Annotated in this window: 22 protein-coding genes; 12 read left to right on the top strand and 10 right to left on the bottom strand. The window is 42.2% G+C overall.

Features of this window, described 5'->3' with window-relative positions; genetic code table 11:
• Positions 1-119: 119 nt before the first annotated feature.
• The 5 genes from MTBBW1_RS14420 to MTBBW1_RS14400 all read right to left on the bottom strand — a co-directional run bounded on the left by MTBBW1_RS14420 (position 120) and on the right by MTBBW1_RS14400 (position 7,338).
• Positions 120-383, bottom strand: a complete 264-nt coding sequence (locus MTBBW1_RS14420; protein WP_080804469.1) for a hypothetical protein — start codon at positions 381-383, stop codon at positions 120-122.
• A 90-nt stretch (positions 384-473) separates the two neighbouring features.
• Positions 474-2,687: a dipeptide ABC transporter ATP-binding protein gene (locus MTBBW1_RS14415; RefSeq protein ID WP_245809396.1), complete on the bottom strand. Its 2,214-nt coding sequence runs from the start codon at positions 2,685-2,687 to the stop codon at positions 474-476.
• Between the two features lie 27 nt (positions 2,688-2,714).
• Positions 2,715-3,833 carry an ABC transporter permease gene (locus MTBBW1_RS14410; protein WP_245809395.1) on the bottom strand — a complete coding sequence of 373 codons (1,119 nt, stop codon included), beginning with the start codon at positions 3,831-3,833 and terminating at the stop codon, positions 2,715-2,717.
• Between the two features lie 11 nt (positions 3,834-3,844).
• Positions 3,845-5,425: an ABC transporter permease subunit gene (locus MTBBW1_RS14405; protein ID WP_245809394.1), complete on the bottom strand. Its 1,581-nt coding sequence runs from the start codon at positions 5,423-5,425 to the stop codon at positions 3,845-3,847.
• A gap of 266 nt (positions 5,426-5,691) precedes the next feature.
• Positions 5,692-7,338, bottom strand: coding sequence for an ABC transporter substrate-binding protein (locus MTBBW1_RS14400; RefSeq protein ID WP_080804468.1), 1,647 nt, complete (start codon positions 7,336-7,338; stop codon positions 5,692-5,694).
• Positions 7,339-8,472: 1,134 nt separating this feature from the next.
• Here MTBBW1_RS14400 and MTBBW1_RS14395 point away from each other — a divergent pair.
• The 8 genes from MTBBW1_RS14395 to typA all read left to right on the top strand — a co-directional run bounded on the left by MTBBW1_RS14395 (position 8,473) and on the right by typA (position 15,814).
• Entirely contained in the window at positions 8,473-8,901 is a 429-nt protein-coding gene (locus tag MTBBW1_RS14395) for a hypothetical protein (RefSeq protein WP_080804467.1), read from the top strand.
• Between the two features lie 110 nt (positions 8,902-9,011).
• Positions 9,012-9,593 (top strand): RNA polymerase sigma factor, encoded by a 582-nt coding sequence (locus MTBBW1_RS14390; protein ID WP_245809393.1) that lies wholly within the window; start codon positions 9,012-9,014, stop codon positions 9,591-9,593.
• A 22-nt stretch (positions 9,594-9,615) separates the two neighbouring features.
• Positions 9,616-10,236, top strand: a complete 621-nt coding sequence (locus MTBBW1_RS14385; RefSeq protein ID WP_080804466.1) for an anti-sigma factor family protein — start codon at positions 9,616-9,618, stop codon at positions 10,234-10,236.
• A 2-nt stretch (positions 10,237-10,238) separates the two neighbouring features.
• Positions 10,239-10,742: a hypothetical protein gene (locus MTBBW1_RS14380; protein ID WP_080804465.1), complete on the top strand. Its 504-nt coding sequence runs from the start codon at positions 10,239-10,241 to the stop codon at positions 10,740-10,742.
• Between the two features lie 302 nt (positions 10,743-11,044).
• On the top strand, positions 11,045-12,073 hold the full coding sequence (locus MTBBW1_RS14375) for an ABC transporter substrate-binding protein (protein ID WP_245809392.1): 1,029 nt from the start codon (positions 11,045-11,047) through the stop codon (positions 12,071-12,073).
• Positions 12,074-12,169: 96 nt separating this feature from the next.
• Complete coding sequence (locus MTBBW1_RS14370) at positions 12,170-13,057, top strand: ABC transporter permease (protein ID WP_080804464.1); 888 nt, start codon at positions 12,170-12,172, stop codon at positions 13,055-13,057.
• Positions 13,058-13,071: 14 nt separating this feature from the next.
• Positions 13,072-13,884 (top strand): ABC transporter ATP-binding protein, encoded by an 813-nt coding sequence (locus MTBBW1_RS14365; protein ID WP_245809391.1) that lies wholly within the window; start codon positions 13,072-13,074, stop codon positions 13,882-13,884.
• A 103-nt stretch (positions 13,885-13,987) separates the two neighbouring features.
• Complete coding sequence (gene typA, locus MTBBW1_RS14360) at positions 13,988-15,814, top strand: translational GTPase TypA (protein ID WP_080804463.1); 1,827 nt, start codon at positions 13,988-13,990, stop codon at positions 15,812-15,814.
• On the opposite strand, the gene MTBBW1_RS14355 is transcribed toward typA, so the two are convergent.
• A complete protein-coding gene (locus tag MTBBW1_RS14355; protein WP_139786777.1) occupies positions 15,795-16,136 on the bottom strand; it encodes a polysaccharide deacetylase family protein in 342 nt (113 codons plus the stop codon). The two genes, typA and MTBBW1_RS14355, sit on opposite strands and share 20 nt — an antisense overlap.
• Positions 16,137-16,467: 331 nt before the next feature.
• On the opposite strand from MTBBW1_RS14355, the gene MTBBW1_RS14345 reads away from it, so the two are divergent.
• Positions 16,468-16,989, top strand: a complete 522-nt coding sequence (locus tag MTBBW1_RS14345) for a DUF4143 domain-containing protein (RefSeq protein WP_080804460.1) — start codon at positions 16,468-16,470, stop codon at positions 16,987-16,989.
• A gap of 258 nt (positions 16,990-17,247) precedes the next feature.
• Here MTBBW1_RS14345 and modC read toward each other — a convergent pair whose 3' ends face one another.
• The 3 genes from modC to modA all read right to left on the bottom strand — a co-directional run bounded on the left by modC (position 17,248) and on the right by modA (position 19,819).
• Complete coding sequence (gene modC, locus MTBBW1_RS14340; protein WP_080804588.1) at positions 17,248-18,015, bottom strand: molybdenum ABC transporter ATP-binding protein; 768 nt, start codon at positions 18,013-18,015, stop codon at positions 17,248-17,250.
• A gap of 113 nt (positions 18,016-18,128) precedes the next feature.
• Positions 18,129-18,833: a molybdate ABC transporter permease subunit gene (gene modB / locus MTBBW1_RS14335; RefSeq protein ID WP_080804459.1), complete on the bottom strand. Its 705-nt coding sequence runs from the start codon at positions 18,831-18,833 to the stop codon at positions 18,129-18,131.
• Positions 18,834-19,015: 182 nt separating this feature from the next.
• Complete coding sequence (modA, locus tag MTBBW1_RS14330) at positions 19,016-19,819, bottom strand: molybdate ABC transporter substrate-binding protein (RefSeq protein WP_080804458.1); 804 nt, start codon at positions 19,817-19,819, stop codon at positions 19,016-19,018.
• A gap of 141 nt (positions 19,820-19,960) precedes the next feature.
• On the opposite strand from modA, the gene MTBBW1_RS14325 reads away from it, so the two are divergent.
• Together MTBBW1_RS14325 and MTBBW1_RS14320 are read left to right on the top strand one after the other, a co-directional pair.
• The gene (locus MTBBW1_RS14325) at positions 19,961-21,076 is read left to right on the top strand and encodes a substrate-binding domain-containing protein (protein WP_080804457.1); all 1,116 of its coding nucleotides are present in this window, start codon (positions 19,961-19,963) and stop codon (positions 21,074-21,076) included.
• 285 nt (positions 21,077-21,361) lie between these two features.
• Positions 21,362-22,723 carry a class II fumarate hydratase gene (locus tag MTBBW1_RS14320; protein WP_080804456.1) on the top strand — a complete coding sequence of 454 codons (1,362 nt, stop codon included), beginning with the start codon at positions 21,362-21,364 and terminating at the stop codon, positions 22,721-22,723.
• Between the two features lie 153 nt (positions 22,724-22,876).
• Here MTBBW1_RS14320 and MTBBW1_RS14315 read toward each other — a convergent pair whose 3' ends face one another.
• The gene (locus MTBBW1_RS14315) at positions 22,877-23,533 is read right to left on the bottom strand and encodes a DUF1638 domain-containing protein (RefSeq protein ID WP_080804455.1); all 657 of its coding nucleotides are present in this window, start codon (positions 23,531-23,533) and stop codon (positions 22,877-22,879) included.
• A gap of 1,083 nt (positions 23,534-24,616) precedes the next feature.
• On the opposite strand from MTBBW1_RS14315, the gene MTBBW1_RS14305 reads away from it, so the two are divergent.
• On the top strand, positions 24,617-25,567 hold the full coding sequence (locus MTBBW1_RS14305; protein ID WP_186441320.1) for an ABC transporter substrate-binding protein: 951 nt from the start codon (positions 24,617-24,619) through the stop codon (positions 25,565-25,567).
• The last annotated feature ends 193 nt before the right edge of the window (positions 25,568-25,760 follow it).

Genomic DNA, 25,760 nt, shown 5'->3' with positions numbered 1-25,760 from the left:
CAAAAGTGATTGCATTTGTCTGAATCAGGATAACCAGGATGGATGGAATGTTCAGGATATATAATCCTGCCTTATCTTTGTTAATCTTGGGAAAATAGGCGCCTGTGTCGATAAAACAATTAGTTTTTTTCATTAGGGGTTACATCATAAAGATATTTATCATGGTTCTTGGCAATATCGGTTGCCCCATTTATGTTTGGCACCTTTGGAGTATGGAGAAAATTGAAACGTCGTTTCCCTCTTTTGTCTTGCGAAGCCTTCAAAACATCTTCTGTTTCGGTTTGGATAGTTATACTGATGATCTGCTCAGGATTTATGTTAACTTGGCGGAGCAGATCAGGAGATAAATCACTGCCTTTTATATTTGGAATTGTCGCTATCATATCTTTGCACTCCAATATTTTTTTAGTATTCCAGATAATTAGCTGGGAGTCTTGTTAATTCTAACAGGGTATCTTATTTCGTGGGTATTTCTAAATATCATAGCCCTTCCCCAAAGGCAGCACAGCCTCCATCCTGCCCAGTTCATCAATGGGGATATGGCACATTATACGGTGTGTTCCCACTCCCTTCTGCCATGGTGGTGCCTGCTCTTCACAGATTTTACCGTTATCCGGCAGCATACTGCGCCTTGGGCACCTTGTATGGAATCGACATCCTGATGGCGGATTCATGGCACTTGGCACATCCCCTGAAAGCCTTATGAACTTTCGTCTTGATGCCACAGGATCAGGAACCGGGACAGCAGATAAAAGGGCTTCTGTATAAGGATGATAAGGCGGAGGATATATGCGTCTTACTGATCCAAACTCAACAATCTGCCCAAGATACATAACTGCAATGAAATCAGAAATAAATCTTACCACACTCAGATCATGGGCTATAAAGATAAGTGTTGTGCCCAGCTCATCCTTGATCTCGTTTAAAAGATTTAAAACTGCTGCCTGTACCGATACATCAAGGGCAGAGACCGGCTCATCACAGATAACCATACTGGGCTGGCTTGCAAGTGCCCTTGCAATTCCCACACGCTGTTTCTCGCCACCTGAAAGCTGACGTGGATATCGGCTGTAGTAATATGTATCAAGTTTTACTGCCCGAAGAAGACGTTCAACCTCTGCCGGAATATCCCTGTCTGGAACTGTCTTAAAGCGCTTTATTGGGCGTGCAATCTGCTGCCCCACAGTAAAGGACGGGTTCAGGGTTGAGTCGGGATTCTGAAATACCATCTGAAGCTCACGGATCAATCGTTCGCTTCTTTTGGCAACGGGCAAAGTGATGTCAAACCCCATGAGTTCAGCATCACCTCCGGAGATCTTTTCAAGGCCAACAAGGCCCTTTACAAGTGAGCTTTTGCCGCAACCTGACTCCCCCACAACCCCAAGGACAGCCCCCTTAGGCACATTAAGGGAGACATCATCAACAGCTTTGACATATTGCTTCTCTTCCATACCAAAAAGGCCTTTAAGGGTACCTGCTTTCTGTTCATAATATACCTTAAGGCTCTTTACCTTTGCAATATTAGAGTCTGAGGATGAGTTATCAGCACCTGTGGCATCAGTATCAATTTCAGAAGCTGAATCTGATGATGCAGCTTCTGACTTGTCAGCCTCGTCTGCTGCATCTTCAAGTATCTTTCTATTACCCCTTGCATAATCTGTCATGCTGTATTCAAGTGTTGTTGCCCCCATGAAACAGCGGGACTGGTGAAATTCTCCTACATCCACAAGCTCAGGGTGCATTTTGGTACATTTATCGTGCATTTTATGCTTTTCCATCCAGTCGCAGCGTGGAGAGAAAACACATCGCACAGCATCCCTTTCCGAGGGATGTGGAACCCTGCCCCTTATTGACCAGAGCCTGCTGTAAGATAGATCATCGGTTAAGCGGGGAATGCATGAAAGAAGCCCCCTTGTGTAGGGATGTGCCGGGTTGTCAAAAATGGTCTGGATGGATGCACGTTCAACCATCTCACCTGCATACATAACACAGAGATGGTCGCTAACCCTTGCTACAACACCAAGGTTATGTGTAATAAAGATAATGCCGGTATTAAAATCCTTTTTAAGATCATCAACAAGATCAAGAACAGCAGCTTCAACTGTTACATCAAGGGCAGTGGTTGGCTCATCCATGATAAGAAGAGATGGGTTATTAAGCATTCCCATTGCAATTACAACCCTCTGCTGCTGGCCTCCGGAAATCATATGTGGATATCTCTCCATGACATTCATGGCATCCGGCATATAGACCCTCTCCAGCATTGCAATGCTTCTATCCCATGCATCTTCACGGTGTATCTCCTTGTGGTGGGTTGTCAGCACCTCTGCAAGCTGGGTCCCAATTGTAAGAGAAGGGTTAAGCGCCTGCATTGGATCCTGATAGACCATTGAGATATTATTACCCCTTATCTTTCGCAGCTCCTCCCTTGGTTTTCCCACAAGCTCCTGCCCCATGAACTTGATACTGCCTCCTGCCACATAGCCGTTGGTTCCGAGAAAATCAAGGATGCCAAAGGCAATGGTACTTTTGCCACATCCTGACTCTCCCACAAGTCCCACTGTCTCACCCTGGCCAACTGAAAAATTTACCCCTCTTACAGCAGGAACAGATCCCTTTCTTGTTTTGTAAGATATTGCAAGATCCTTAACCTCAAGTACCGGTATTCCGCCTGAATCTTTCATCATAGATATCTTCCTTTTCCCACCGAAGTTTTACTGATAGCGCATTGACTCTTCACGCAGACCATCTGCCAGAAGGTTCAACCCAACAACAAGAGAGGCAATGGCAAGGGATGGCCACAGGGATGCCCATGGGTTTCCCACCAGAATAAACTCTCTTCCCTTGGCCACCATGCTGCCCCAGTCAGGTGACGGTGGCGGCATCCCAAGACCCAGAAAGCCAAGGGTGCCCATGGCAAAGATGGCATACCCCACCCTGAGCATGGAATCAATTATAATGGGGCCTTTGGCATTTGGAAGAATCTCCATGAAAAGAATATAAAAAAGTGTCTCTCCACGGGTTTCAGAAGCTCTTACATAATCACGGGTACGTATATCAAGGGTAAGACTTCTCACAAGACGGGCAACTCCAGGAGTTCCCACAATGGCAATGGCAATAACAACATTTACGGCAGAAGCTCCAAGAGCTGCCACAATTATAAGATATAGCAGAATAACAGGAATGGACATCATGGCATCCAGAAGGCGCATTATTATTTCGTCTGTCCATCCCCCTTTATAGCCACTTATCAATCCAAGACAGGCTCCACAAAAAAGGGATGCAAAAACGCCCCATATTGCCGTTCCTCCTGGAATCCAGACCTTCTCGTTAACAGGCAGGACAATAAGCACGATCCTTGCACCATGGGCAAGCCTTGACCAGAGATCACGCCCAAGTTCATCTGTTCCAAGGGGATGTTCCATGGATGGGCCCTGGTTTGGAGCTTTCCAGTCCTGTTCCATTGGTCCGTATGCGGTAATATAAGGTGCCATCAGGGCAACAAATACCCAGAAAAGGACAATAACAAGCCCTGTCATGGCTGTGCCCGATGAGCGAAGAATCATGAATGCATCTTTTAACCTGGCGATTTTGCTTCTCTGCATTGCAATGTTCTGACCTGCTTCTTCTAAAGCTGTTTCGCTTTCTTCAGAAGCAGTTTCTTTATCACAGGCAGCAGATTGCTCAACATCCATTTCCTCACCTGAATTAGTTGCTTTATCTGAATTAGTTGTTTCATCTGAATTAATTATTTCGTCTGAATTGATTATTTCATCAGGATTAATAGTTTTTTCTGCAACAGATTCCTTAGTTGATCTACTGTTTTTTTCCATATGCCTCTCCATCATGAATACCTTATTCTCGGGTTCAGGAACGTATAAAGAATATCGGCAAGCAACTGGGTTCCCACTGCAATGAGCACCATGATCATGGTGCCTGCTTCTATGGCGTTTACATCCTTATAGAGTGCTGAATCAAGCAGATACTGACCAAGGCCCGGATACCCGAACACCACCTCCACAATAACAATACCGCCCATAAGCCAATTGACATGGAGCATTATAACTGTAATGGGTGCAATCAGAGCGTTCTTGGCTGCATGTTTCAAAATCACATTCCAGAAGGGAATTCCCTTAAGAAATGCTGTTCTGATATAGGGAGAGCGCATAACCTCAGCCATGCTGGCTCTTGTAATCCGAAGCACATACCCAAGCTCAATCAGAGTAAGGGTAAGAACAGGCAGAACAAGCATATCAGGTCTTTCCCAAGGAGCCTTTTCTCCAAACACCGCAGCCCCTGGAACAAGCTCAAGCCAGTGGGACATGATGAGAATGAGAAAAATACCGGTTGCAAATTCAGGAATTACGGAAAATATCATGCCGGCAATGGAGAGGAACCTATCTTTAAAAGATCCTTCCTTGATGCCGGCAATCATGCCAAGAAGCAGAGCAAGGGGCATGACAATTACAAAAGCTATGCCTGCAAGCACCATTGAATTTCTCAGTCGTATAAAAAGGCTTTTTCCCACAGGTCTTCCGGTTCTTAAGGACTCTCCGAAATCTCCCCTTAAGAAGCCTTTTTTAAGGGGAATATAGCTTTGGGGACCGCCGCTGCTTTTCATCCAGCCGGAACCTGCAACAAATGTCCAGACTTCTGTAGCAGCACCTTTTTTCCACATAACAACATGGTTGCTGCGATCCACTCCCCAGAAAAAGGAAGTTCCATCTTCCGAAGCTTGCCAGCGCCCATTATCTTTTTGGGTGACAATTTGAATCTCTGAATCTTTCGCTGATGAAGCGCCTGAAGAGTTATTAGAGGTATTGTTGTCAGAATTTGTGTTTGAATTGTTAAGTGAAGAGGTTCCTGACGCAGAGCTTGAAGAAGTTGAAATTGAAGAGCTTGATGAGGTTGAGATTGAAGAGCTTGCTGAAGTTGAGATTGAAGAGTTTGCTGAAGTGGAGCTTGAAGAAGTTACTGAAGAGTTCCCTGAAGATTTTTTTGATGAAGTACTTGAAACAGTGGATGAACTTTTTTCTGATTCACTCTCTGAAGGTGTTTTAAAGGGTCTTGTGTGCAGAATAAGATCTTCTCCTTCAAGGCTCCATCTCATCAGGGTATTGTCATCACCCCTTGCCCACCACTCAAGGAATCCTTTTTTTGTTTCAATCTGGACAAGATCAAAACCGGTTTTACGCTCTCCTACCCAGTCGCTGCCCATAAGCCAGAACCAGTAGCGCTGAAACAGAGGCTTGTCAAGCCCCTGCTGGGCAAGAAATGAGGCTTCCTGTTCCGGCGTTATAAATGCACCAAGAACATTTTTGGCCACATTGCCGGGGGAAGATTCAACGATCATGAAGACTGCAAGTGAGACAAGAAACATTGTGATGAGAACAAGAAAAAAACGTCTTAATATAAATTTTGCCATAAATATCCTTCCCAGAAAATGTCCATTAAAAAAGGATTTGCGAAAAAAGGTTACACAAACATGGCTGCCATGCAGCCATCCTCAAAGAGAAAGATTAGCATCTATTAAAGCCCTATAAAGATACATAAAAAAATCCATTATTCGCTATCCACAATGAACACGGTTAATTTATCTGATTACAAGAATTGTGGCGAGTCCACCGGAAAAGAGGCCGTGTTTTGACCGGCCTTTCTCTTCCGGGGAAAAGGAGGATAAAGCTGGAAAGATCAGGCATTCACCCACATGTCTTCAGCCTTGATATAAAGGCTTGGATGGGAAACAACATTCTGAACACGCTTTGAAGCAATTGTCCAGACATTGATCCAGAAGGCATTGGCGATAGAGCCTCTCTCCTGCTGAATTTTTTCAAGTTTGCAGAAAATTTCACGGCGTTTTTCCACATCAAGAGTACCATTTGCCTGGGTCAAAAGCTCTGAAAACTCCTTGTCCACCCAGCGGGATTCGTTCCACGGAGCAGGTTTCCCTTCTGCATCTGCAACATAGCCAAGATTGAGAACCATTGTTCCCACAGGGCGATGTGCCCATGTAGTTATACCAAGATCCACCTCTGTCCATTTTTCCCAGTACTGGGAATTTGGCATGGTCTGTATATTGATTCTGAAACCTGCCGGAAGTGCATCCTGTTTGACGATCTCGGCATATCTTACGATCTCTTTCCAGCCGCTGCCAACTGCAAGGTTTACATCCAGTCCATTTGGATAGCCTGCTTCTGCAAGAAGCTGCTTGGCCTTTGCAGGATCATATTTCGGAGTGTCAATGGGGCAATATTCAGGATGTTTGGGGCTTACATGCATATCCTGGCCTTCCATTCCCTGTCCAAAATATGCAAGGGCAAGGATTTTTTCCCTGTGCTGGCAAAGCTTCAGTGCCTGACGAACACGGTTATCTGACCAGGGCTTCATATCCACTCTCATTCTCATTACCCTTGTCTGATTTGTGGTGGCAGCATAAACATTGACACGGGGATCTGATTTTAAGGCCTGATATGCTTCAGGGGCACCAAGATCTCCAAAATCAATCATATCAATTTCACCGCCCTGGATGGCAGAGATCATTGGTGCCATTTCTGTTCCCATATCCACAAATTCAACAGTGTCAAGATATGGCAGAGGATTTCCATCCGCACCTTTTTTCCAGTAATCATCTCTGCGGGTCAAAACACAGCGTTCTCCCTCCACAAACTCTTTTATAACATAAGGGCCTGTACCGTGGGGAGCCTTTATGAAATCACCCTCAAATGTACGATGATTCATGACAATGGCAGGATAATGGAACATATGTTCGGGGACAGCAATCTCAGGAACTTTCAGATGAAGTTTCACCTGATGGTCAGATGTTTTTTCAATATCATTTGCACTTATATATCCGCCTATCATACCCTTCATGGAAGAGCCGACACTGTCGTCAAGCCATTGATTAAAGGTAAAAATAACATCATCGGCCGTAAAATCATCACCGTTATTAAACTTTACACCTTTTCTTACATTCAGAGTCCATGTTTTAAGGTCTTCACTTGCTTCCCAGCTCTCCAGAAGATATGGATGGGTTATGTTGTTCTCGTCGGTATACGTAAGATACTCTGCAACCTGCCTGAGCTGATTGCTTGGAGAAATCCAGGAGAACTGTGAGGGATGCGTAACTTTGTGAACAGGTGCTGCTATACGAATTTTTCCACCCCTTTTTATCTCTGATGCAGATGCGCTGCGTGGAAATGCAAGACCTGAAAGATTGCACGCTGCAGTGGCTGACAATCCCAGAAGTGTTGTAAGACGTATGAATTCCCGTCTGTCCATTTTTCCATTTTCAAAATCTTGTTTTAAGTCTTTTACTGCGGAATGAATTTTTACGGTCATGCGTTTTCCTCCATTTTAATGATTTTGACAGTTAAAATCCTGCTGATGTCTAAAAAAGTCGGGAATGCCAAAATAGTTATTATTAATTTTAACAAAATACGGCATCTTTTATTTCTAACTTTACACTTTCCAGATAGGCAACACAGTTTTTTGGGTCTATTGTTCCGAAAAGTATCAAGTACCTTGAGAGGTGTAAGTAAAGATGCCCAAAGTACGACTTAAAAATTCTCATAATCAAGTTTTTGTCAGGTTTTTCAAAGATTGTATCTGAGCATTGACATTGAGAATTAAAAATTATCAGGGGGATGATTTCCGACATTTGAACCAGGCTGAAAATATTGTGCTCATAAAAGAATTTTATGTTAGCTGCAAACACCCATAAAAGATACCATCAAGAGGCATCCTTACTACATTTTTTATGAACATTTTCAAGCTTGTAGCTGTTTTCTATAACACAGTGCCTGACAATTATCAAACAAATATTTATGAAATTAAAACAGTAAATTTCAATATTGATATTCTTAAAAAGAAAAGTTGATATATCATTGATTTAAAGTCATATATTTTTATAGCATACATGGCGGATACCGGCCACAATATAATAGTTAAAAATATTTACATATCAGCATGTTATGGAGGCTTACTAATATACATCCATGTTTGTTGACGCGTCACAACGAAACATGAAAGTCTTTTTATATCAGTATATTATGGAGATCTACAAATAAAATGAAACATGATGAACCTAAAAAAACCGATTTTTGGAAGCTCTAAACTTTTATGAAATGCACTGGGATGAAATGCACTGGGTATTTGAGTTGATGTATTGGGTCAAACTAAAAATCGACATATTATTGCTTTTTTGCCGTTACTGAATTTATCTGAATCAGGATAACCAGGATAAAAAGGATGTCCAAGATAGATAATCTTGACTTATCCTGTTAATCTTGGACATCCTGATTCAGACACTGTTGAAAGGCTCAAAAGCTCATACGTGTCGCCTTTGAGTTTATTTTTTTTGAACTTTTTCTTTTTCATGGTGTCTGCACTATTAAAAGCAGAAATTACAACCCTTAAAAGTTACTGTTTTATACTGCACAATTAAAAATCAATTTATTTTAATGGAGGTTTATCATGAAAAAGAGTATTTCCATCATAATCATCACAATTACAGCAATGGTTGCCCAGACGCTGTTTGTTTCATCTGCCCACGCAGGAAGATCAAGGGGTGACGATGTTCTAAAAGGGGTAATCATAGGAACAGGAGCTGCCATAATAGGTGCTGCAATAGTAAGTGAAATTAGTCACAGCAGAGATTATAACCATGACAGAAACAATCATCACAAGTGGGACAGAGACAGAAAACATAGAGATCATAACCATCATAAACCCTGTGACGGATACTGGAAAATTGAAAAAATATGGATTCCACCGGTTTATGACAAAAGATGGAACCCTGGTCACTACAACAAAAGGGGAAGGTGGGTAAAGGGACAATATGATATGGTAATTGTTCGTGGTGGACACTGGGAAGAAAGAAAAATTTGGATCAGCAGAAGGTAAAATCTTCTTTTTGAAAACTGTTGATATACAACATCTCCCCCCACCACATATCTATGCTTGGAGAGGGGGAGAAGACTCCCAAAAGAGTACACTCATATGGATTTTTTGGTGTGACAACACTACACGTAAAACTTGATGAAAAGCAGCTTTTACAGGAACTTAAAAAAGGTAATCGCCTGGCATTTGAACACCTTGTAAAACGATATCAGCACCGTCTGCTTTCAATTGCCTGTGGTATTACCTTAGACCGTGAAGAGAGCCTTGAAATTGTTCAGGATGTATTCATGAGGGTTCATCAGAATATTCACACTTTCAGAGGCGAATCCAGCCTTATGAGCTGGATGAGAATAATTACGGTCAACCTCTCTTTAAACTGGAAACGAAAGTGGCTGCGAAGATTCAGATGGAAGCATCATGATATTGAAACTGAAGATGGCGGGATTCTTCCTGATGCAGAAAACAGCGGAGAACATGAAACACCTGAAGCCAAATATATAGATCGTCAACTTGAGCAAAAAATCATGAAAAACATTGCATTGATGCCGGAAAAAATGAGAACAGTTTTTGTTTTAAAAACAGTTGAACATCTCTCATATGAGGAGATTGCACAAACTCTGAATATCAAGACAGGCACTGTAAGGTCAAGGTTGCACAATGCACGGCAATTACTTGCAGAGTCCCTTAATGAGTAGATTGTAAAAAGGATTCAAAATTATGAAGGAGACCAACCGGATAAAAAAAGATAGCAACGAAAGTTTGCTGTGTACAGATTCCGGAACACTTTGCAATCAAGAAAGTTGCTACGACACCATGACTATAAGCAGTTTTATAGACGGTGAAATTTCCCCAGAGGAGTCAGAAGAGGTTAAAAATCACCTTGACAACTGCCCTGTATGCCGGCAAGTCGTGGATCACTACCTTTCATTTGAAAAGGCCCTGAACTCCGGCATTGCGTCATCCTTTAAGGATCAAGATGTAAAGATACTTCAAAACAGGATTATGGCAACCCATGATCTTTATGCAAAAAAAGGCGCTGATTTAAACGGAATCCAAAATAAAATAAGATCAAAACTTCACAGCATTAAAGATTTTGCATCAAGCTCCATATTCAGCCTGCCAAAAATTTACTTGCAGATAGCATCACTTGCTGCAATAATCATCCTCAGCATAACAGCTTTAAGAGACATAACTGATGTCAATGCTCCAATGCAGTCTGTGATGGCACAAAGCAGCCCCAGCGCAATCGTGACATCTGTCAATGGTGATATTTCATCGGTTATCATCCTTGAAACTGAAGATACCCATCACACAATAATCTGGTACCAGGAAGTATAAATATGGCAATTTATTTTAAACAAACAGCCACTTTCAGACAATCTGCAAATCGTCATAAAAAGATACTCTCCGCACTCTTTTCAATGGTGTTCATAATACTTTTGTCTGTAATCTCCCATGAGGCCGAAGCTGCTGCCATAACAAGCACTGTAAGGGTCATACATGCAACTTCAGATACTCCATTCATGGATCCGGGGTTAAAAGATCTGGGGCATGAGTTACAATCTGTCTTCAAGTACACATCATACCGCCTTATCAGCTCCAGAACCCTTGCTATGGCTGAAGGCTCCACAGGAAGAGTCTCCCTGCCAGGAGATCGATCACTTGAGTTGATTCCAAAGGGAGTGGAAAATAACAGGATCCGCTTTTCAATCAGAATACTAAAAAATGACAAACAGGTTTTTACCACAGAGATCCAGCTCAGAAATAACAGCACTATTACCATTGGCGGCCCTGATTTCAAGAATGGCTACCTCCTCTTCAATATATCAGGCAAGACAAAATAACATAAAGATCTTCTCTTTCTTCTGAAAAATTCCTACAACATATTGATTTTCAATCCACATTTATATATAAATATTAGTTTTTTATATACTCAAGGTTGACACATATGATTTTGTAAGCCTTGTCAATACTACCTGAATCAATATACCCAACGATTACAGGATCAGGTATTTATGGCGGCTGTATTATAAAATGATCAATCTTCTGATTGATCTACCAAATCATTAAACGGGCATGATTGATTACGTATCAATCACCCCCAAATATAAAAATGATAGTCATTTTCACGGTAAAGGAAAATTTTATGACAACAAACAAAACCAATCAAAAAAACAGAACTGATCTATTAATGAATGCACTTTTTATCACATTCACCTGCCTTCTAACTGTAACATTTGCAAATATTGCCCTGGCAGACAACTCAGGCAAATTCATAGGCATATCAAAAATTGTTGCACATCCTGCCCTGGATGCACTGGAACAGGGAGTTCAAGATGGAGTAAGGGAAAGTTTTCCTGATGCAAAGTTTGATCTTCAGAATGCCAATGGAGAATTATCAACCGCTGCATCCATTGCCCAAAAGTTCAAATCAGAAAATGTTGACATTGCAGTGGGTATTGCAACACCAACTGCCCAGGCACTTGTAAGTGTCATCAAGGATTCTCCTGTTATTTTTTGTGCTGTAACAGATCCCCAGGGGGCAGGCCTTGTTGCTGATGTGAAAAAAGGAGAAAAAAACGTCACCGGCACATCAGACATGACACCTGTAAAAGAGCAGATTGAGCTTTTAAACCGCATAAAACCCATCAAAACTCTTGGTCATGTCTATTGCAGCAACGAAGCAAATGCCGTAACCCTTGCCGAAATTGCCCGCAATGTTTGCAAAGAGCTTGGCATTGATTTTGTTGAAACAACCGTTACCAACTCATCTGAAGTGAAACAGGCTGTACAGACAATTGCACCAAGGGTTGACGGAATATACCTGAGTAATGACAACACCATATTTTCAGCACTTAGCGCTGTGACAACGGTTGCCATGAAGCACAAAATACCTGTAATGTCAGCAGATCCAAGCTCGGCTGTTGATAATGATGTTCTTGCAGCCTGGGGCTTTGATTACTACAAGATGGGAAAACGGACAGGAGTTATTGCTGCTGACATTCTAAAAGGGGCAAAACCTGAAGATATTCCAACCGTTTATATGACAGATCCATCAGATGTTGATATTCTTATAAACCTTGATGTTGCTTCAAAACTTGGCCTCTCCTTTCCTGATGATATCACGGCTGTTGCCAATAAAGTCATTGAAAATGGAAAACTCACCACAAAGTAGCGTTTTTTCTTCAAGCTCCTCCCATAACAAACCACAAAAATACATGGAACATGCTTCAAAATGCATGGGCATTTTCCATGTAAGGTAAAAAAATAAATGATAGAAGGTATATTTGTTGAAGGCTTGATATATGCCATAATGGCACTTGGAGTATTTTTTACATTCAGGGTGCTTGATTTCCCTGATCTTACAGTGGATGGCTCATTTCCCATGGGAGCTGTCATAATGGCAGCTCTGCTTCACAAGGGCGTCTCTCCTTTTTTTGCACTCTTTCTCTCATTTTCTGGAGGAGTGGCAGCAGGATGTGTCACTGCCGCAATTCACAACAAGCTCAAAGTTCCCCATCTTCTTGCCGGTATTCTGACTATGACCATGCTCTACTCGGTAAATATACGAATACTTTCAAACAGGGCAAATCTTCCACTTATAAGGGTGGATACTCTGCTTACACAAATGCATGAACTTACAAAAGCTATTCTTGCCCCTGAATATGCATCCCTTATTTTTTTTGTAATTGTTGTGCTTTTAATAAAAAAAGCCTTAGACATATTCTTTATTACAGACATGGGTCTTGTTTTTGGTGCCCTTGGAAACAATGAACAGATGGTACGTGTACAGGGAATAAACCCTGCAACCCTTAAGCTCATCGGAGTTGGCATCTCCAACGGTCTTGTTGCACTTTCAGGAGCTTTTGCGGCTCAATACCAGGGTTTTGCAGATGTCAACCTTGGGCAAGGCATTGTGGTATCTGGCCTTGCATCTGTAATGTTGGGGGAATTCATGCTCAAGTCCAATAAAATTTCCATTCTTACCCTTCGGGTGGTACTTGGGGCTATTCTTTTTAAAGCCATAATGTTCCTTGGCAGATATTATGGATACTACATCAATATGACCCCCAATGACCTTAAACTCATTGCAGGCATTCTAATTATTGCCTCCCTTGCCGCTGCCAACCTTAAAAAAATCAAATCAAAGGGGAATTAGGGCATATCTTTGTTGTGCCCGATAAAAATATTGTGATGATCCAGCTTAAAAACATAAATAAAACTTTTAACCCAGAAACCCCATCGGAAAAACAGGTGATCAAGGATATCTGCCTTGATGTAAAAAAGGGAGATTTCATAACCGTTATTGGAAGCAACGGTGCTGGAAAAAGCACTCTTTTCAACCTGATTTCAGGAAATATAATGCCATCATCCGGAAAAATTCTGCTGGGTGGAGAGGATGTCACAAAACAACCGGAATATAAAAGAGCCTCCAGAATCGGGCGTATTTTTCAGGACCCCCTTGCAGGCACAGCCTCAAACATGACCATTGAAGATAACATGATGATCACCTTTAAAAAAGGGTTTAAGTGGCCTCTCATTAGCCTGAACCGCAAAATGAAAAATCTATTTAAAGAGGAGATTAGACAGCTTGACATGGAGCTTGAAAAAAGGATGCAGGAGAATGTAAGCTCCCTTTCAGGAGGTCAGAGGCAGGCTCTGACCCTTCTTATGACAGTGTTGTCAAATCCGGATATTTTACTTTTAGATGAACATACAGCAGCCCTTGACCCGCGAAACGCCGCAATTGTCATGGAACTTACAAGAAAATTCATACAGGAAAAGCACCTTACCACACTTATGGTAACCCATAACATGACCCATGCCATTGAGTTTGGAAACAGACTTGTCATGATGGATGGAGGTGAAATAATAATTGATATCAGAGAAGAGGAGAAAGCAAAACTTACAGTAAAACGCCTGATAGAGATGTTTGGCGAAATAAGGAAAAAAGAGTTTGAAAACGATGAAGTACTCCTCGCATAATATTACAATTAAAACTTATTATTCTCAAAATCGACACCTTATTGACTTTTTTGTAATTATTGAGACACACAATATAACTTTTTAAGGATCTATAAGCAAAAAAATGAAACAGAAAGCTGAAAACAGCAAAATCAGAAATATTGCAATCATTGCCCATGTTGACCATGGCAAAACAACACTTGTGGATGCCATGTTCAAACAGAGCGGCGTATTCAGGCAGGGCAAGGAGATGGATGACAGGGTCATGGACTCAATGGACCTTGAGCGGGAGAGAGGAATTACCATTTCTGCCAAAAACTGCTCTGTGGTTCTTAACGGAATCAAGATAAATATCCTTGATACACCTGGTCATGCCGACTTTGGAGCCGAAGTTGAACGTGCTCTTTCCATGGTTGATGGTGCCATCCTCCTTGTGGATGCATCTGAAGGCCCTCTTCCCCAGACAAGATTTGTTCTTAAAAAAGCTCTCCAGGCAGGATTGAGGATAATTGTTGTAATAAACAAGATAGATCGATCTGATGCCAGAACAGAAGAGGTTTTAGATGAGATATATGACCTTTTCATAGACCTTGATGCAACAGATGAGCAGATTGATTTTCCTGTTCTCTACGCCATAGGCAGGGATGGTATTGCCAAACATGAACCAGAAGATGAGTCAAGCGATCTTGCGCCTTTGTTCAAGACAATCCTTACAAAAATTCCACCTCCATCATTCTATCCTGATGAACCATTTCAGATGCTTGTATCTGACCTTGGCCATTCGGACTACACCGGCCGCCTTGCAATAGGAAAAATTGCAAACGGCAAGGTAAGTTCACGGGATGAGCTGGTACTAATAGGAAAAGATGGAAAACCTTCCAGAATAAAAGTATCAAGCCTTCAGACCTATGAAGGCCCATCCCTTTGCCAGGCAACACTTGTGGAAGCAGGAGACATTGCAGTGGTTTCAGGAACCGACACCTTCATGATCGGTGACACAATATGCACCAGGGATTTTCCCAAGGCACTGCCACGCATAACAGTTGACGAGCCAACTGTCTCAATGCTCTTTACCATATCTGACTCTCCCTTTTCCGGCTTGGAAGGCAAGTATGTTCAATCAAGCAGAATAAGGGAACGTTTAGAAAAAGAGACCCTTGCAAATGTTGCAATTTCGGTTAAGGATACAGCAGAACGTGACTCCTTTGTTGTCCAGGGACGGGGGGAGTTTCAGATGGCGATTCTTGTTGAAACCATGCGCCGTGAAGGTTTTGAGCTTTGCGTGGGACGACCGGAAGTTATATACAGACAAGGAGAGAACGGAGAGCGAACAGAGCCCATTGAAAAACTCTATGTTGACTGCGATGAAGCCTTTACAGGGGTTGTCACAGAGAAGCTTTCCATGAAAAAAGGAAGACTTATCAACCTTGTCAACAAACGCGGACGGGTTAACATGATCTTCTCAATCCCTTCAAGATCCCTTATAGGCTATCGTGATGAATTTTTGACAGACACCAAGGGAACCGGAATCATGAACTCGATTTTTGCAGGATATGAACCATACAGGGGAGATTTTCCCACAAGGCGCACAGGCTCTCTTATAAGTGACAGAAAAGGAAAAGCTGTTCCATATGCCCTTTACAACCTGGAGCCAAGGGGGCGACTTATGATCACACCAGGAACCCCTGTATATGAAGGAATGATCATAGGGGAACACAGCAAGGACAATGATCTTGATGTCAATCCCTGCAAGGAGAAAAAACTTACCAACATGAGAGCTTCCGGAAAGGATGAAAGCACCATCTGCTCCCCCATAAAACCCCTTACACTTGAAAGAGCTCTCAATTTTGTAAATGCCGATGAGCTGGTTGAAGTTACTCCCATGAGCATAAGGGTAAGAAAACGGATACTTTCAAAACAGAAAAGATATATCAACCGCCCTTCAAAGTAAAAGCTCTGTCATCTGATCCTGTTGAATTTAAAAGCATAGACATGGAACAAATCTCAAAACGGTACTTCAGGATCATCTGGAAAAAGAGCTCAAGAAATGCAAAGGCGTTATCATTCATCCGCTGATGATGAATCATAACGCCACACAACCCCTCTTCAATACCCTTCCTTATCTGACTCATCAGCATGGCCCACTCCGATGGGGCATCACTGGCCTTGAGCGTGTGCAGATCCACATTAACAGAGAGATCTCCAAGTTTTTCCGGCACAGAAGGCTTAGCCAGGCATACGGCGTCCTTCTCGTGGTACGTATGTATGGTCACCAAAGGTTACTATGTATCCTTGAGAGATGAGTGTACATTTCTGAGACATTACAAAAACAAACCAATGTTTCATTAGAGATGCTAAGTCCCAGGCAGTAGAGCGAAAAAAATTAATAAAGGAGTTATACCCACTATCATTCAGCAACCAGAATCGACAAAAAGAAGTTACTCCCGACATTTCGTTGCTGGCAATGAAGCCCAATATGACCATTACAAACAAAAGCCAGGTACGCTCTCTGGTAAATTCTTTACGAAAACCTTCTAATGCCTCATACAGATAGCTAAGCATATTAACCTCCTTTTATTGTGTTTCAGGAAAAGTTGGATTAATATGCTCATTATACATTATTTCTGTTTTGGTTTCAAATCACAAAACAGAACTTACAACTCACGAGTTGAAAATATGTATGTGATTTTCAATGTTTCGCCTTTCCATAAAAATATTGCAAGAGCCATCCCAAAAGCCCCCAAATTCTATTTTTATGATACAGGGCAGGTGACAGGAGATGCCGGAATAAAACTTGAAAATACAGTTGCCTGTGCATTGCAGAAAGAGATTCATTTCAGGGAAGATTGTTTTGGAGAAACAGGAAAGCTGTACCATCTTAGAAATAAGGATAGAAAGGAGGTGGACTTTTGCGTCACTGCTAATGGCATACCAAAGTTGATGGTGGAGGTAAAATGGAAGGATGAAAATCTTAGTTCAAATTTTGACATATTTGGTAAATTTTTTAAACATGTAAAGATGGTGCAGGTGACAAAAGAGTTAAGGAGGGAAAAGACATATCCCAATGGTGCGGAGGTGAGGATTGCTCATAGCTGGCTTGCAAATCTAAATATTTCATTAGACTGATTATTAAGTAACTTACTAACTCAAAATCGACACCTTATTGCTTTTTGAGCAGTTATTGAATTTGTCTGAATCAGGATAACCAGGATGAAAAGGATGCTCAGGATAGATAATCCTGCCTTATCTTGTTAATCTTGGGAATCCTGATTCAGACAGTGTTGACAAGGCTTACAAGATCATAGGTGTCGACTTTGAGTATATAATCAATCACGCCCGTTTAATTCCATAACAGCTTGTAGACACATAAACCTTGGAAGATCATTACTCCGTCAGAAAACTACAGCAGGCAAGACTTTGAAAGTCCTTTCGGGAAGTGACCTCTTCCACACCACCTACTGCCAGGGATTTTCCTTCCGATAGAAAAACAACTGTATCAGCAAGGTTAAGGATTTCGTCAATGGAATGGGTCACATAAAGAATGGGGACAGAAAATTCCCCGGCCAATCTGGAAATAAAGGGCAACACTTCATTTTTTCGCGCAGCATCCAGAGAGGCCAGGGGTTCGTCCATAAGCATTAAAACAGGGCTTGTTAAAAGGGATCTGCCAATGGCTACCCTCTGTTTTTCTCCGCCTGACAGGGTTGCCGGGTGGCGTTGCAGAAGATGGTTTATTCCCAGTAGTTCCACAACCTGGTCAAATTTAATATAGCGATAACATGGCTTTACCCGCTTCATGCCGTAGAGGAGATTTGCATGAACCGACATATGGGGGAAAAGACGTCCGTCCTGAAAGACATAGCCAAAACGTCGTTTTTCCGGAGGGATGTTGATTCCCTTTTCAGCGTCAAAAACACAATGGTTATTGACTACGATGTGGCCGGAATCAGGATGGCTGAGACCGGCAATCATATTGATGATTGAGGTTTTCCCAGCTCCTGAATGGCCAAAAAGAGCCGTGACTCCAGCACCTCCCGATATAAAAGCTGTTTCAACACTGAAATTTCCCTGAACTTTTTCAAGTTTAATATCCAGAAGATTTTCATGATCGTATCCAGGCACGCATTTTTTTTCAGCTCTGATGGTTGTCATTTGCATCTGCCTCTCTTTTCATTTGCGGCCTGCTGCATCTTCGGCCTGCCGCATCTTCGGGCTGTTGCATCTGCCTTCGATTTCATCTGCCGCTTCCTTTATTTGTCTCCCCTTCATCTTTCTCCTTTTATTTTTCTCTCCATACGTTTTGCCAGAATCTCCGACGATGTAATGGCAATAAGGGCAACCACCACAGAGATAATGCACAGGCGCATGGCTCCTGCTTCTCCTCCGGGCATCTGGGTCAGGGAGTAGAGGGCAATGGGAAGGGTTCTTGTTTCCCCAGGAATGTTAGAAACAAAGGTTATTGTTGCTCCAAATTCACTGAGGCTTCTTGCAAAGGCAAGTATGACACCTGTTAAAATACCTGGAAAGACAAGAGGAAGAGTTACTGTAAAAAAAAGATCAACCGGCCCTGCACCGAGAGTGCGCGCAGCCTGTTCAAGACCTTGGTCAACCCCTTCAATGGAAAGGCGGACAGCCCGTACAAGCAAAGGAAATGCCATGACAGCAGAAGCAAGTGCCGCACCTTTCCAGTTAAATGCAAAGGTGAATCCTGTTAGTTCGTAAAGCCAGCTTCCAACCATGCCGCGCCTGCCCATAATGAGCAAAAGCATGTACCCTGTAACCACGGGGGGCAGTACAAGGGGCAGATGAACAAGGCCGTCAACAATGGTCTTGCCAGGGAAATTTTTTCTGGCAAGTATCCAGGCCACAAGAATCCCAGGTCCAAGGCTACCTGCCACTGCCCAGCATGATATCCACAGGCTTAGTCGCAGTGCCTCAAGTTCAAGCGGAGTTAATCCTGAAAAATCCATTTTAAATCCAAGTAAATCTCATCCATACTATAGATTTCCAGAAAAATATTTTGGCATTCACAATTCTGAAGGGCAACCACAAGGGATTGCTGCTTGCCAATTTAATTATCTGGAACAGTATATATTTAGATTTTTGTTTCTAATTTTCGTACAATTTTGGCAAGAGAATCAGAAAACCTTTTTTATCTGACATTGAACCCATATTTTTCAAAGATTGCCTTTGCATCTTCTCCTTTGAGAAATTCCATGAATGACCTTGCAGAAGGTGTTGCATTGCCAGCCACCAGAGCAACAGGGTAAATGATTGGCGGATGAGACTCTTCAGGGAAAACCCCTACCACCTTGACTTTTTTGGAAATGGCTGCATCAGTTGAATAGACAATCCCAAGAGGAGCTTCTGCACGTTCCACAAGTGCAAGAGCTGCACGCACATCTTTTGAACGGGCAACTTTTAAAGTCACACTATCCCACACCCCCAGGGATTCCAGAGCCTGTTTCCCGTAAATTCCGGCAGGTACATGGTCAGGATCGCCCATTGCAAGTTTCTCATCCCCCAGCACCCCTGCAAGGTCAAAGCCTTTATCAATGGTAATCGTCATGGTACTGTTCAGGGGGGCTATCAGCACAATACGGTTGCCCAGAAGATCAAAACGTGTTCCTGGTTCAAGCATATTATTTTTTTCCAGAAAATCCATCCATTTGGGATTGGCTGAAAGATATATGTCAGCAGGCGCTCCCTGATCAATCTGTTTGGCAAGGGTTGAAGATGCCGCAAAGGAAGGTGTTATCTCTCCCATTTTTTTTTCAATGAACAGATTGCAGATATCAGTAACAGCGTTTATGGTAGAACCTGCTGAAAAAATCCTTACTTTATTACTCTGTCCATCATCTGCATATGCAGAGGGCAATATAAAAGTCAACAGGACAAGTGCCATGTAAAACATCAGAGCATAAATTTTGTTTAAAGTGTTATTATGATGCGTCATTTTGATTTCTCCTTTTTTTGTTAGAACTACTACAACAATCATGGTATAAACGTCAATATGTATTTTGAAAACGACATAAAATTGTTATGTCAGTAATAATAATGTGAATGTAATGTAAATATTATAAAAAATGTGAATATCATGAAAGATGACACTATAATATGTCTGCTTAAACAGGTGCGTACAGAAAAGGGATTAACACAGGCAGAGCTTGCAGAAGAGGTCGGTCTGAAACGCCAGGCAATATATGATATTGAAAGCGGAAAATATCTGCCAAATACAGGTGTTGCCCTTAAGATGGCCAGAGTGCTTGGATGCAGTGTTGAAGAGCTTTTTAAAGAAAAATTGTCGGAACACTACAGGCCTGCCATATTTGTTGATAATCAAAGAACAGCAAGTGGGACAAGAGTATTGCTTGCAAAGGTAAAAGAACAACTTATTGCCTATCCCCTTGAAAATGACATTCCTGTCAGCCATGGCATAAAACCGGCAGATGCCCTGTTGTCTTCCTGTGGCAAAGGGGTTAAACTTCTGCATGACGAGGCATGGCTTGAAAAAAGAATAGTGCTTATGGGCTGCGATCCTGCATTTTCCCTTTTAAATGCCCATGTATCAATGGCCAGAGGGGATGCACAGATAAACTGGCACTTTGCATCAACCTGTCGGGCGCTGGAAAAGCTTTCAAAGGGATATACGCACATTGCAGGAGTTCACCTTCACGAGACATCTTCCGGAGAGTCCAACATTGATATTTCCAGGAAAATGCTTGGAGGAACAAAAGCACGGCTTGTGGGGTTTGCACAATTTGAAGAGGGGCTTATGGTAGCTCCTGGAAATCCTTTGAAAATAAGGGGTATCTGTGACCTTGCAGATAGGAATATAAGTATCGTGAATCGAGAATCTGGAGCTGCCTTGCGTGTTCTTCTTGATGATTGTCTGTTGGGTGAGGGAATTTCCGGTAAGGCTGTCAGGGGATACGAGGATCTTGTTGCCAGCCATTCTGAAGGAGCGCAAAGGGTTCTTTTCAGGACAGCAGATGCAGCTCTGGGGATGAGGGCTGTCGCTTTGTCATTCGGGCTTGATTTTGTGCCTGTAATGGAGGTGCGCTCGGATCTGGTCATCCCTGAGGCATTCCTTGAACATCAAACTGTAAAGATTCTTCTTGATATCATGCAGAGTAGGGCATTTCGTGAAGAGCTTTCAATGCTTGCAGGATATGAGACAAGATGTACAGGAAAAATCATTGGCAAGATTTAAAACTCTATAATAGTGCTTCTTCAGGTTTAAACTGTTGGGTGATTTTTCAGGCAATGGAAAGAATAGGTGTGTTTTTAACGTGGAAATAGATACAAATTTCCATATTCGGGGGTGGCTGAATGCCGGCTATGACCGTTTACCCTATAATCAAACCTTGAAAGAACAATAGTTGGTGGTGTCCCAAATATGTTGATGAGCTCTTCACAAACCTTTATTCAGCAGGGCTTTCACAAAAAAATATCAACACTTTTATGACACTACCCAATAGTTTAGGGAGGGTAACCAATGGAATTCAGGATTGAAAAGGACAGCATGGGAGAGGTTAAGGTACCGTCTGGGGCATACTATGGTGCCCAAACATGTAGAGCTGTGGAAAATTTTCCCATAAGCGGTATTAGATTTCCTACGGTTTTTATAAATGCTCTGGCACTTGTGAAACGCTGCGCAGCAGTGGTTAATCTGAAACTTGACAAAATTTCACCGGAGATTAGCAGGGCAATTGTTACTGCTTCAGACGAGGTTATGTCAGGAAAATATGATGATCAGTTTTTGGTGGATATTTTTCAGACAGGTTCTGGTACATCCACCAACATGAATATGAACGAGGTACTCTCTTCCCGGGCCAACGAAATTCTCACCGGCCGGAAAGGTGGAAAATCTCCTGTGCATCCAAACGATCACGTTAATGCAGGTCAGTCAAGCAACGACGTTATACCAACTGCTATTCATATATCTGCACTCATTGCCATGGAGGAAAAGCTGATTCCTGCACTTGGAAAACTTGAACAGGAACTGACTAAAAAATCCCATCAATTCAGGAATATCAAAAAGATCGGCAGAACACATCTGCAGGATGCTGTACCAATGACCCTTGGAGATGAATTTTCAGGTTATGCCCGTCAGATCCATCTTGGTGTAAAGCGGTTGAAAGGTGTTGAAAGTAATCTGTCTGAACTTGCACTTGGAGGAACTGCTGTGGGAAGCGGCCTCAATGCACATCCCGAATTTGCAGTTTCGGTGATTGAACTTATTTCTCAACATACAAATTTATATTTTCGGGAAGCAGAAAATCACTTTGAAGCACAGGCCGCTCAGGATGCTGCTGTAGAAGCAAGTTCCATGCTCAAATGCGTGGCAGTAAGCCTTGTCAAAATAGCCAATGATATCCGCTGGCTTTCTTCAGGTCCAAGATGTGGGCTTGGGGAAATCTCCATCCCCTCGCTTCAGCCAGGCTCATCCATAATGCCAGGCAAAGTCAATCCAGTTATTCCGGAAGTGGTTCTGCAGGTGGCTGCACAGGTTATTGCCAATGATACTGCGGTGACGTTGGGTGGTCAGGGCGGTAATTTTGAACTTAATGTCATGCTGCCCCTTATTGCTCACAATCTGTTGCAGTCAATTGATCTGCTTGCTTCTGCATCAGAAGTATTTGCAGAAAAATGTATATCCGGAATAACAGCCAATGAAGAGAAGTGCCGTTCTTTCATTGAGCAGAGTCTTGCCCTTGTTACAGGGCTTATTCCCCACATTGGTTATGACAGGGCTGCTGAAATTGCTTACAAAGCCTGGAACTCAGGGCAGACGATCAGAGAAGTGGCAGAACAGGAGAAAATACTATCTTTGGATATTTTGAATGAACTGTTGTAACAACCATGTGAGCCACATCCGTGGATTACAAAAAAATAGAATCAAACCCTGAAATAACATTAATGTTTTTGCAAGGTTTGATTGTCGTGTAGAAAAAACGTTAACCTTTAAATTCTCTCACAAATCACCCGACAATTTAAACTTGAAGAAGCACTACTGTTTTTTTATTTTTTTCAATTGTTCTATTAGTAGTCCTTTGAACCTTTCTAAGCTAATATTGTATGCTTGCATGGGTATTCCCATCCAGTCGCAATATTCCAGAAATCCTTCGGGATCTTCTTCCATATATTGATCCATGTAGCCAACGCCATCAAGAACAATTGCCCCACCTGTGTGGCGGGGGAAATTCTCGTTGGCAAGCCCCTTGTCCCACCCTTTAAAAACCTGATGCCTGAACTTTACCCATCCAGGAGTCATCCACCACACAGGCTCTCCTCCTGCAAGCTCCTGTGCAATATTGTGCATCTCTTCATCACTTGCAAGCATACCCATGCAGTGTGTTGCATCCACTCTTGCCACATTACTACCCTGCTCATTTATAATATCCTTCATCATACGGGTGGGATTATCTGCATTGACATAACAGAATTTTCCACCATAGACTACGATAACCTTTTCTGTTGTTTTTTTTGCCTTGTCAATCTGTTGCACAAGGTGCTTTTCAAGCTGTACAATATCCTGATGAAGTCCCGGTGGTGTAAAATACAAATGTTCAGTATCAAGAAAACCTTCTGATTTGAGTGCGTTGATTTCAAGGCTCATGGTTCCGCATGAAACAATTGCAATGTTGGAAAATGTTGTTGTGTTCATGTTTGTTAATCCTTTGCTGTAATTCATCGTGTTTGGATTTTTTAAAGCGCTCAAAGAGCGATTGCCATCATTGTCATTATGATCTGTTGTTTTTGTAGTGCATTTTACATGCCTCTCTTTTTTTTGACATTGATTGAATGATCTTAAGTGAAACCATAGCGTTATGGTAACGTTATTATGTGTTTTATAGCCGAATTTTGGCCATCCCCTATCATGCAGAAAGTACTTTATACTTTCCGGAACAGACTACCAGAAAAACGGGTATTGTGTTCAGGAAAGTGTAACCTGGCAAATGAAAGATGCCGTGTTTTCATGGTAAAATAAATAAATTTTATTGCTGTGGGTGTCTGGCATTAAATATGCAATTCCAATCAGTCAAGTGAATAATGAAAACCAATATATTTACTTACCTCCGTAGTAAAATTGACCAACCATCTTACTGCCTTTCGGGGCATCTGGAATATGCCGCCAGATGCCCCGAAACTTTTTTGTTCAACCTCTTCCCATTGAATCTCTTTGCCGTGCAAATACTTTTAATTTATATAAAAGTCTCTATAACAGCCTGTTTTAAAACGACTTTCATCTCTTCGATTGTGGCAGTAATGTCGCCATGGCCGTTATTTTCAGTGTTGGGTGTGAGCATTAAATTTTGTCATGAAATTTTAGTCACAACTGCATCTACTCCTTTTCATTAAGTGTAAACTCAAACATGAAGGCTTCCTGTTTTTTATCCATAAGAATTCTTTCCTTGTCCGTTATATTATCTGTATGGTATCCTTGATAATTACTCCCGAAACAAACTACCCACTCTCTTGTCAGTAACAATAAACTCTGTGCATGATTAACACCTGTTTTCAAGTTCACCATCACATTGTTAAGTCCATCACCCATTATTGAAGTCCATCACCCATTATTGAAGTTCATCACCTATTATTGAAATTCATCACTCATTATTGAAGTCCGCCGTCAATATTGGATGTTCAGCAACAATAAAGTTCAGCAGCAATTCAGGTCAAAGGAGGCAAATAAATGTTTTTCAGGAAAAAATGGTGCATTTATGCTGTATGGGTGTTTTGGTTTTGTATGATATCTTCCCATACACTCCATGCCGCCCCGTTCAAGGTGCTGGTGGTTATGAGCTATGAGGAGGAGTTCCCCTGGTGCGGTGAGGTCAGGGAAGGAATTGATGCAGTGTTGTCTCAGTCAGGTGAGATCCGCTATTTCTACATGAATACCAAAAGCGATCTGGCAGGAGGTGCCAAAAAAGCAGAAGAGGCATATTCTGTCTATCTAAAATTGCAGGCTGATGGCGTTATTGCAGTGGATGACAATGCACAGTCCATGTTTGTGGTGCCTTATCTTAAAGATAAAGTGGCAACACCTGTGATGTTCTGCGGTGTTAATGCTGAGCCTGAAAAGTACGGATACCCTGCTGTCAACGTTTCCGGAATTCTGGAACGTCCACATTTCGGAGAGTCCTTTGCCTTTGCCCAGCAGCTTGTACCTTCAATCAAAAACGTTGGCTTCATTATCAAGGATAGCCCAACAGGACAGGCACATTTCAGCCAGATTCAAAGGGAAGCAGGGAGCTATCCTGTAACCCTGTCAGGGTTCATGATGCCCAGGACTGTGGCAGAAATTGTCTCAATGACCTGTGAACTTCGGGAGACCAGCGATGCTTTGCTCGTGGCAGCTTTGGCAGGGGTGTTGGATGAATCCGGCAAACCGGTTTCAGAAAAGGAGGGAGTCAAAATTGCGTTGGATATTTTTGGTAACAAGCCTGTGATTGGTGCTGAAAGCTATACCGTCAATTATGGAGCATTGTGTACAGTTGTCAGAACCGGGCAGGAACAGGGCGAAACTTCAGCTCGAATGCTTTTAAAGGCAATCAAAGGAACACCCCTTTCCTTGCTTCCCATAACTCAGAATTACAAAGGTAAAAGAATTATCAATGCCACAGTCATGAAAGCTCTGGGTATTAAGCCAAGACCGGAAATCCTCAGAGGCGCTGAACTTGTGAGAACAGAAGAGTAAACAGGAAACCGTTCCGAAGCATTAATGGCAAAACATAGCTTTCTTTTAGATGATATGAAGGATGCTAAGGAACAGGGTTTAAATAACTTGCCCACTTGGAATAACCCTGTAATTCCAAGCGGGTAAGACTTCATCAAATACAATTTTCATATTTTCTTTGAAACCCTCAGCGACCTTTCGACCGGTTTCATAA

The sequence above is a fragment of the Desulfamplus magnetovallimortis genome (genome assembly GCF_900170035.1).
Lineage (GTDB): Bacteria > Desulfobacterota > Desulfobacteria > Desulfobacterales > Desulfobacteraceae > Desulfamplus > Desulfamplus magnetovallimortis.
Note: the sequence above shows the minus strand (reverse complement) of the source record. Positions and strands in the feature narration are given on the sequence as shown.

Excerpts from the sequence above, each read along its gene's own strand:
- MTBBW1_RS14420 (WP_080804469.1), bottom strand. The coding sequence starts at position 383 with ATGATAGCGACAATTCCAAATATAAAAGGCAGTGATTTATCTCCTGAT.
- MTBBW1_RS14415 (WP_245809396.1), bottom strand. The coding sequence starts at position 2,687 with ATGATGAAAGATTCAGGCGGAATACCGGTACTTGAGGTTAAGGATCTT.
- MTBBW1_RS14410 (WP_245809395.1), bottom strand. The coding sequence starts at position 3,833 with ATGGAAAAAAACAGTAGATCAACTAAGGAATCTGTTGCAGAAAAAACT.
- MTBBW1_RS14405 (WP_245809394.1), bottom strand. The coding sequence starts at position 5,425 with ATGGCAAAATTTATATTAAGACGTTTTTTTCTTGTTCTCATCACAATG.
- MTBBW1_RS14400 (WP_080804468.1), bottom strand. The coding sequence starts at position 7,338 with ATGACCGTAAAAATTCATTCCGCAGTAAAAGACTTAAAACAAGATTTT.
- MTBBW1_RS14395 (WP_080804467.1), top strand. The coding sequence starts at position 8,473 with ATGAAAAAGAGTATTTCCATCATAATCATCACAATTACAGCAATGGTT.
- MTBBW1_RS14385 (WP_080804466.1), top strand. The coding sequence starts at position 9,616 with ATGAAGGAGACCAACCGGATAAAAAAAGATAGCAACGAAAGTTTGCTG.
- MTBBW1_RS14380 (WP_080804465.1), top strand. The coding sequence starts at position 10,239 with ATGGCAATTTATTTTAAACAAACAGCCACTTTCAGACAATCTGCAAAT.
- MTBBW1_RS14375 (WP_245809392.1), top strand. The coding sequence starts at position 11,045 with ATGACAACAAACAAAACCAATCAAAAAAACAGAACTGATCTATTAATG.
- MTBBW1_RS14370 (WP_080804464.1), top strand. The coding sequence starts at position 12,170 with ATGATAGAAGGTATATTTGTTGAAGGCTTGATATATGCCATAATGGCA.
- typA (WP_080804463.1), top strand. The coding sequence starts at position 13,988 with ATGAAACAGAAAGCTGAAAACAGCAAAATCAGAAATATTGCAATCATT.
- MTBBW1_RS14345 (WP_080804460.1), top strand. The coding sequence starts at position 16,468 with ATGCTCATTATACATTATTTCTGTTTTGGTTTCAAATCACAAAACAGA.
- modC (WP_080804588.1), bottom strand. The coding sequence starts at position 18,015 with ATGACAACCATCAGAGCTGAAAAAAAATGCGTGCCTGGATACGATCAT.
- modB (WP_080804459.1), bottom strand. The coding sequence starts at position 18,833 with ATGGATTTTTCAGGATTAACTCCGCTTGAACTTGAGGCACTGCGACTA.
- modA (WP_080804458.1), bottom strand. The coding sequence starts at position 19,819 with ATGACGCATCATAATAACACTTTAAACAAAATTTATGCTCTGATGTTT.
- MTBBW1_RS14325 (WP_080804457.1), top strand. The coding sequence starts at position 19,961 with ATGAAAGATGACACTATAATATGTCTGCTTAAACAGGTGCGTACAGAA.
- MTBBW1_RS14320 (WP_080804456.1), top strand. The coding sequence starts at position 21,362 with ATGGAATTCAGGATTGAAAAGGACAGCATGGGAGAGGTTAAGGTACCG.
- MTBBW1_RS14315 (WP_080804455.1), bottom strand. The coding sequence starts at position 23,533 with ATGAACACAACAACATTTTCCAACATTGCAATTGTTTCATGCGGAACC.
- MTBBW1_RS14305 (WP_186441320.1), top strand. The coding sequence starts at position 24,617 with ATGATATCTTCCCATACACTCCATGCCGCCCCGTTCAAGGTGCTGGTG.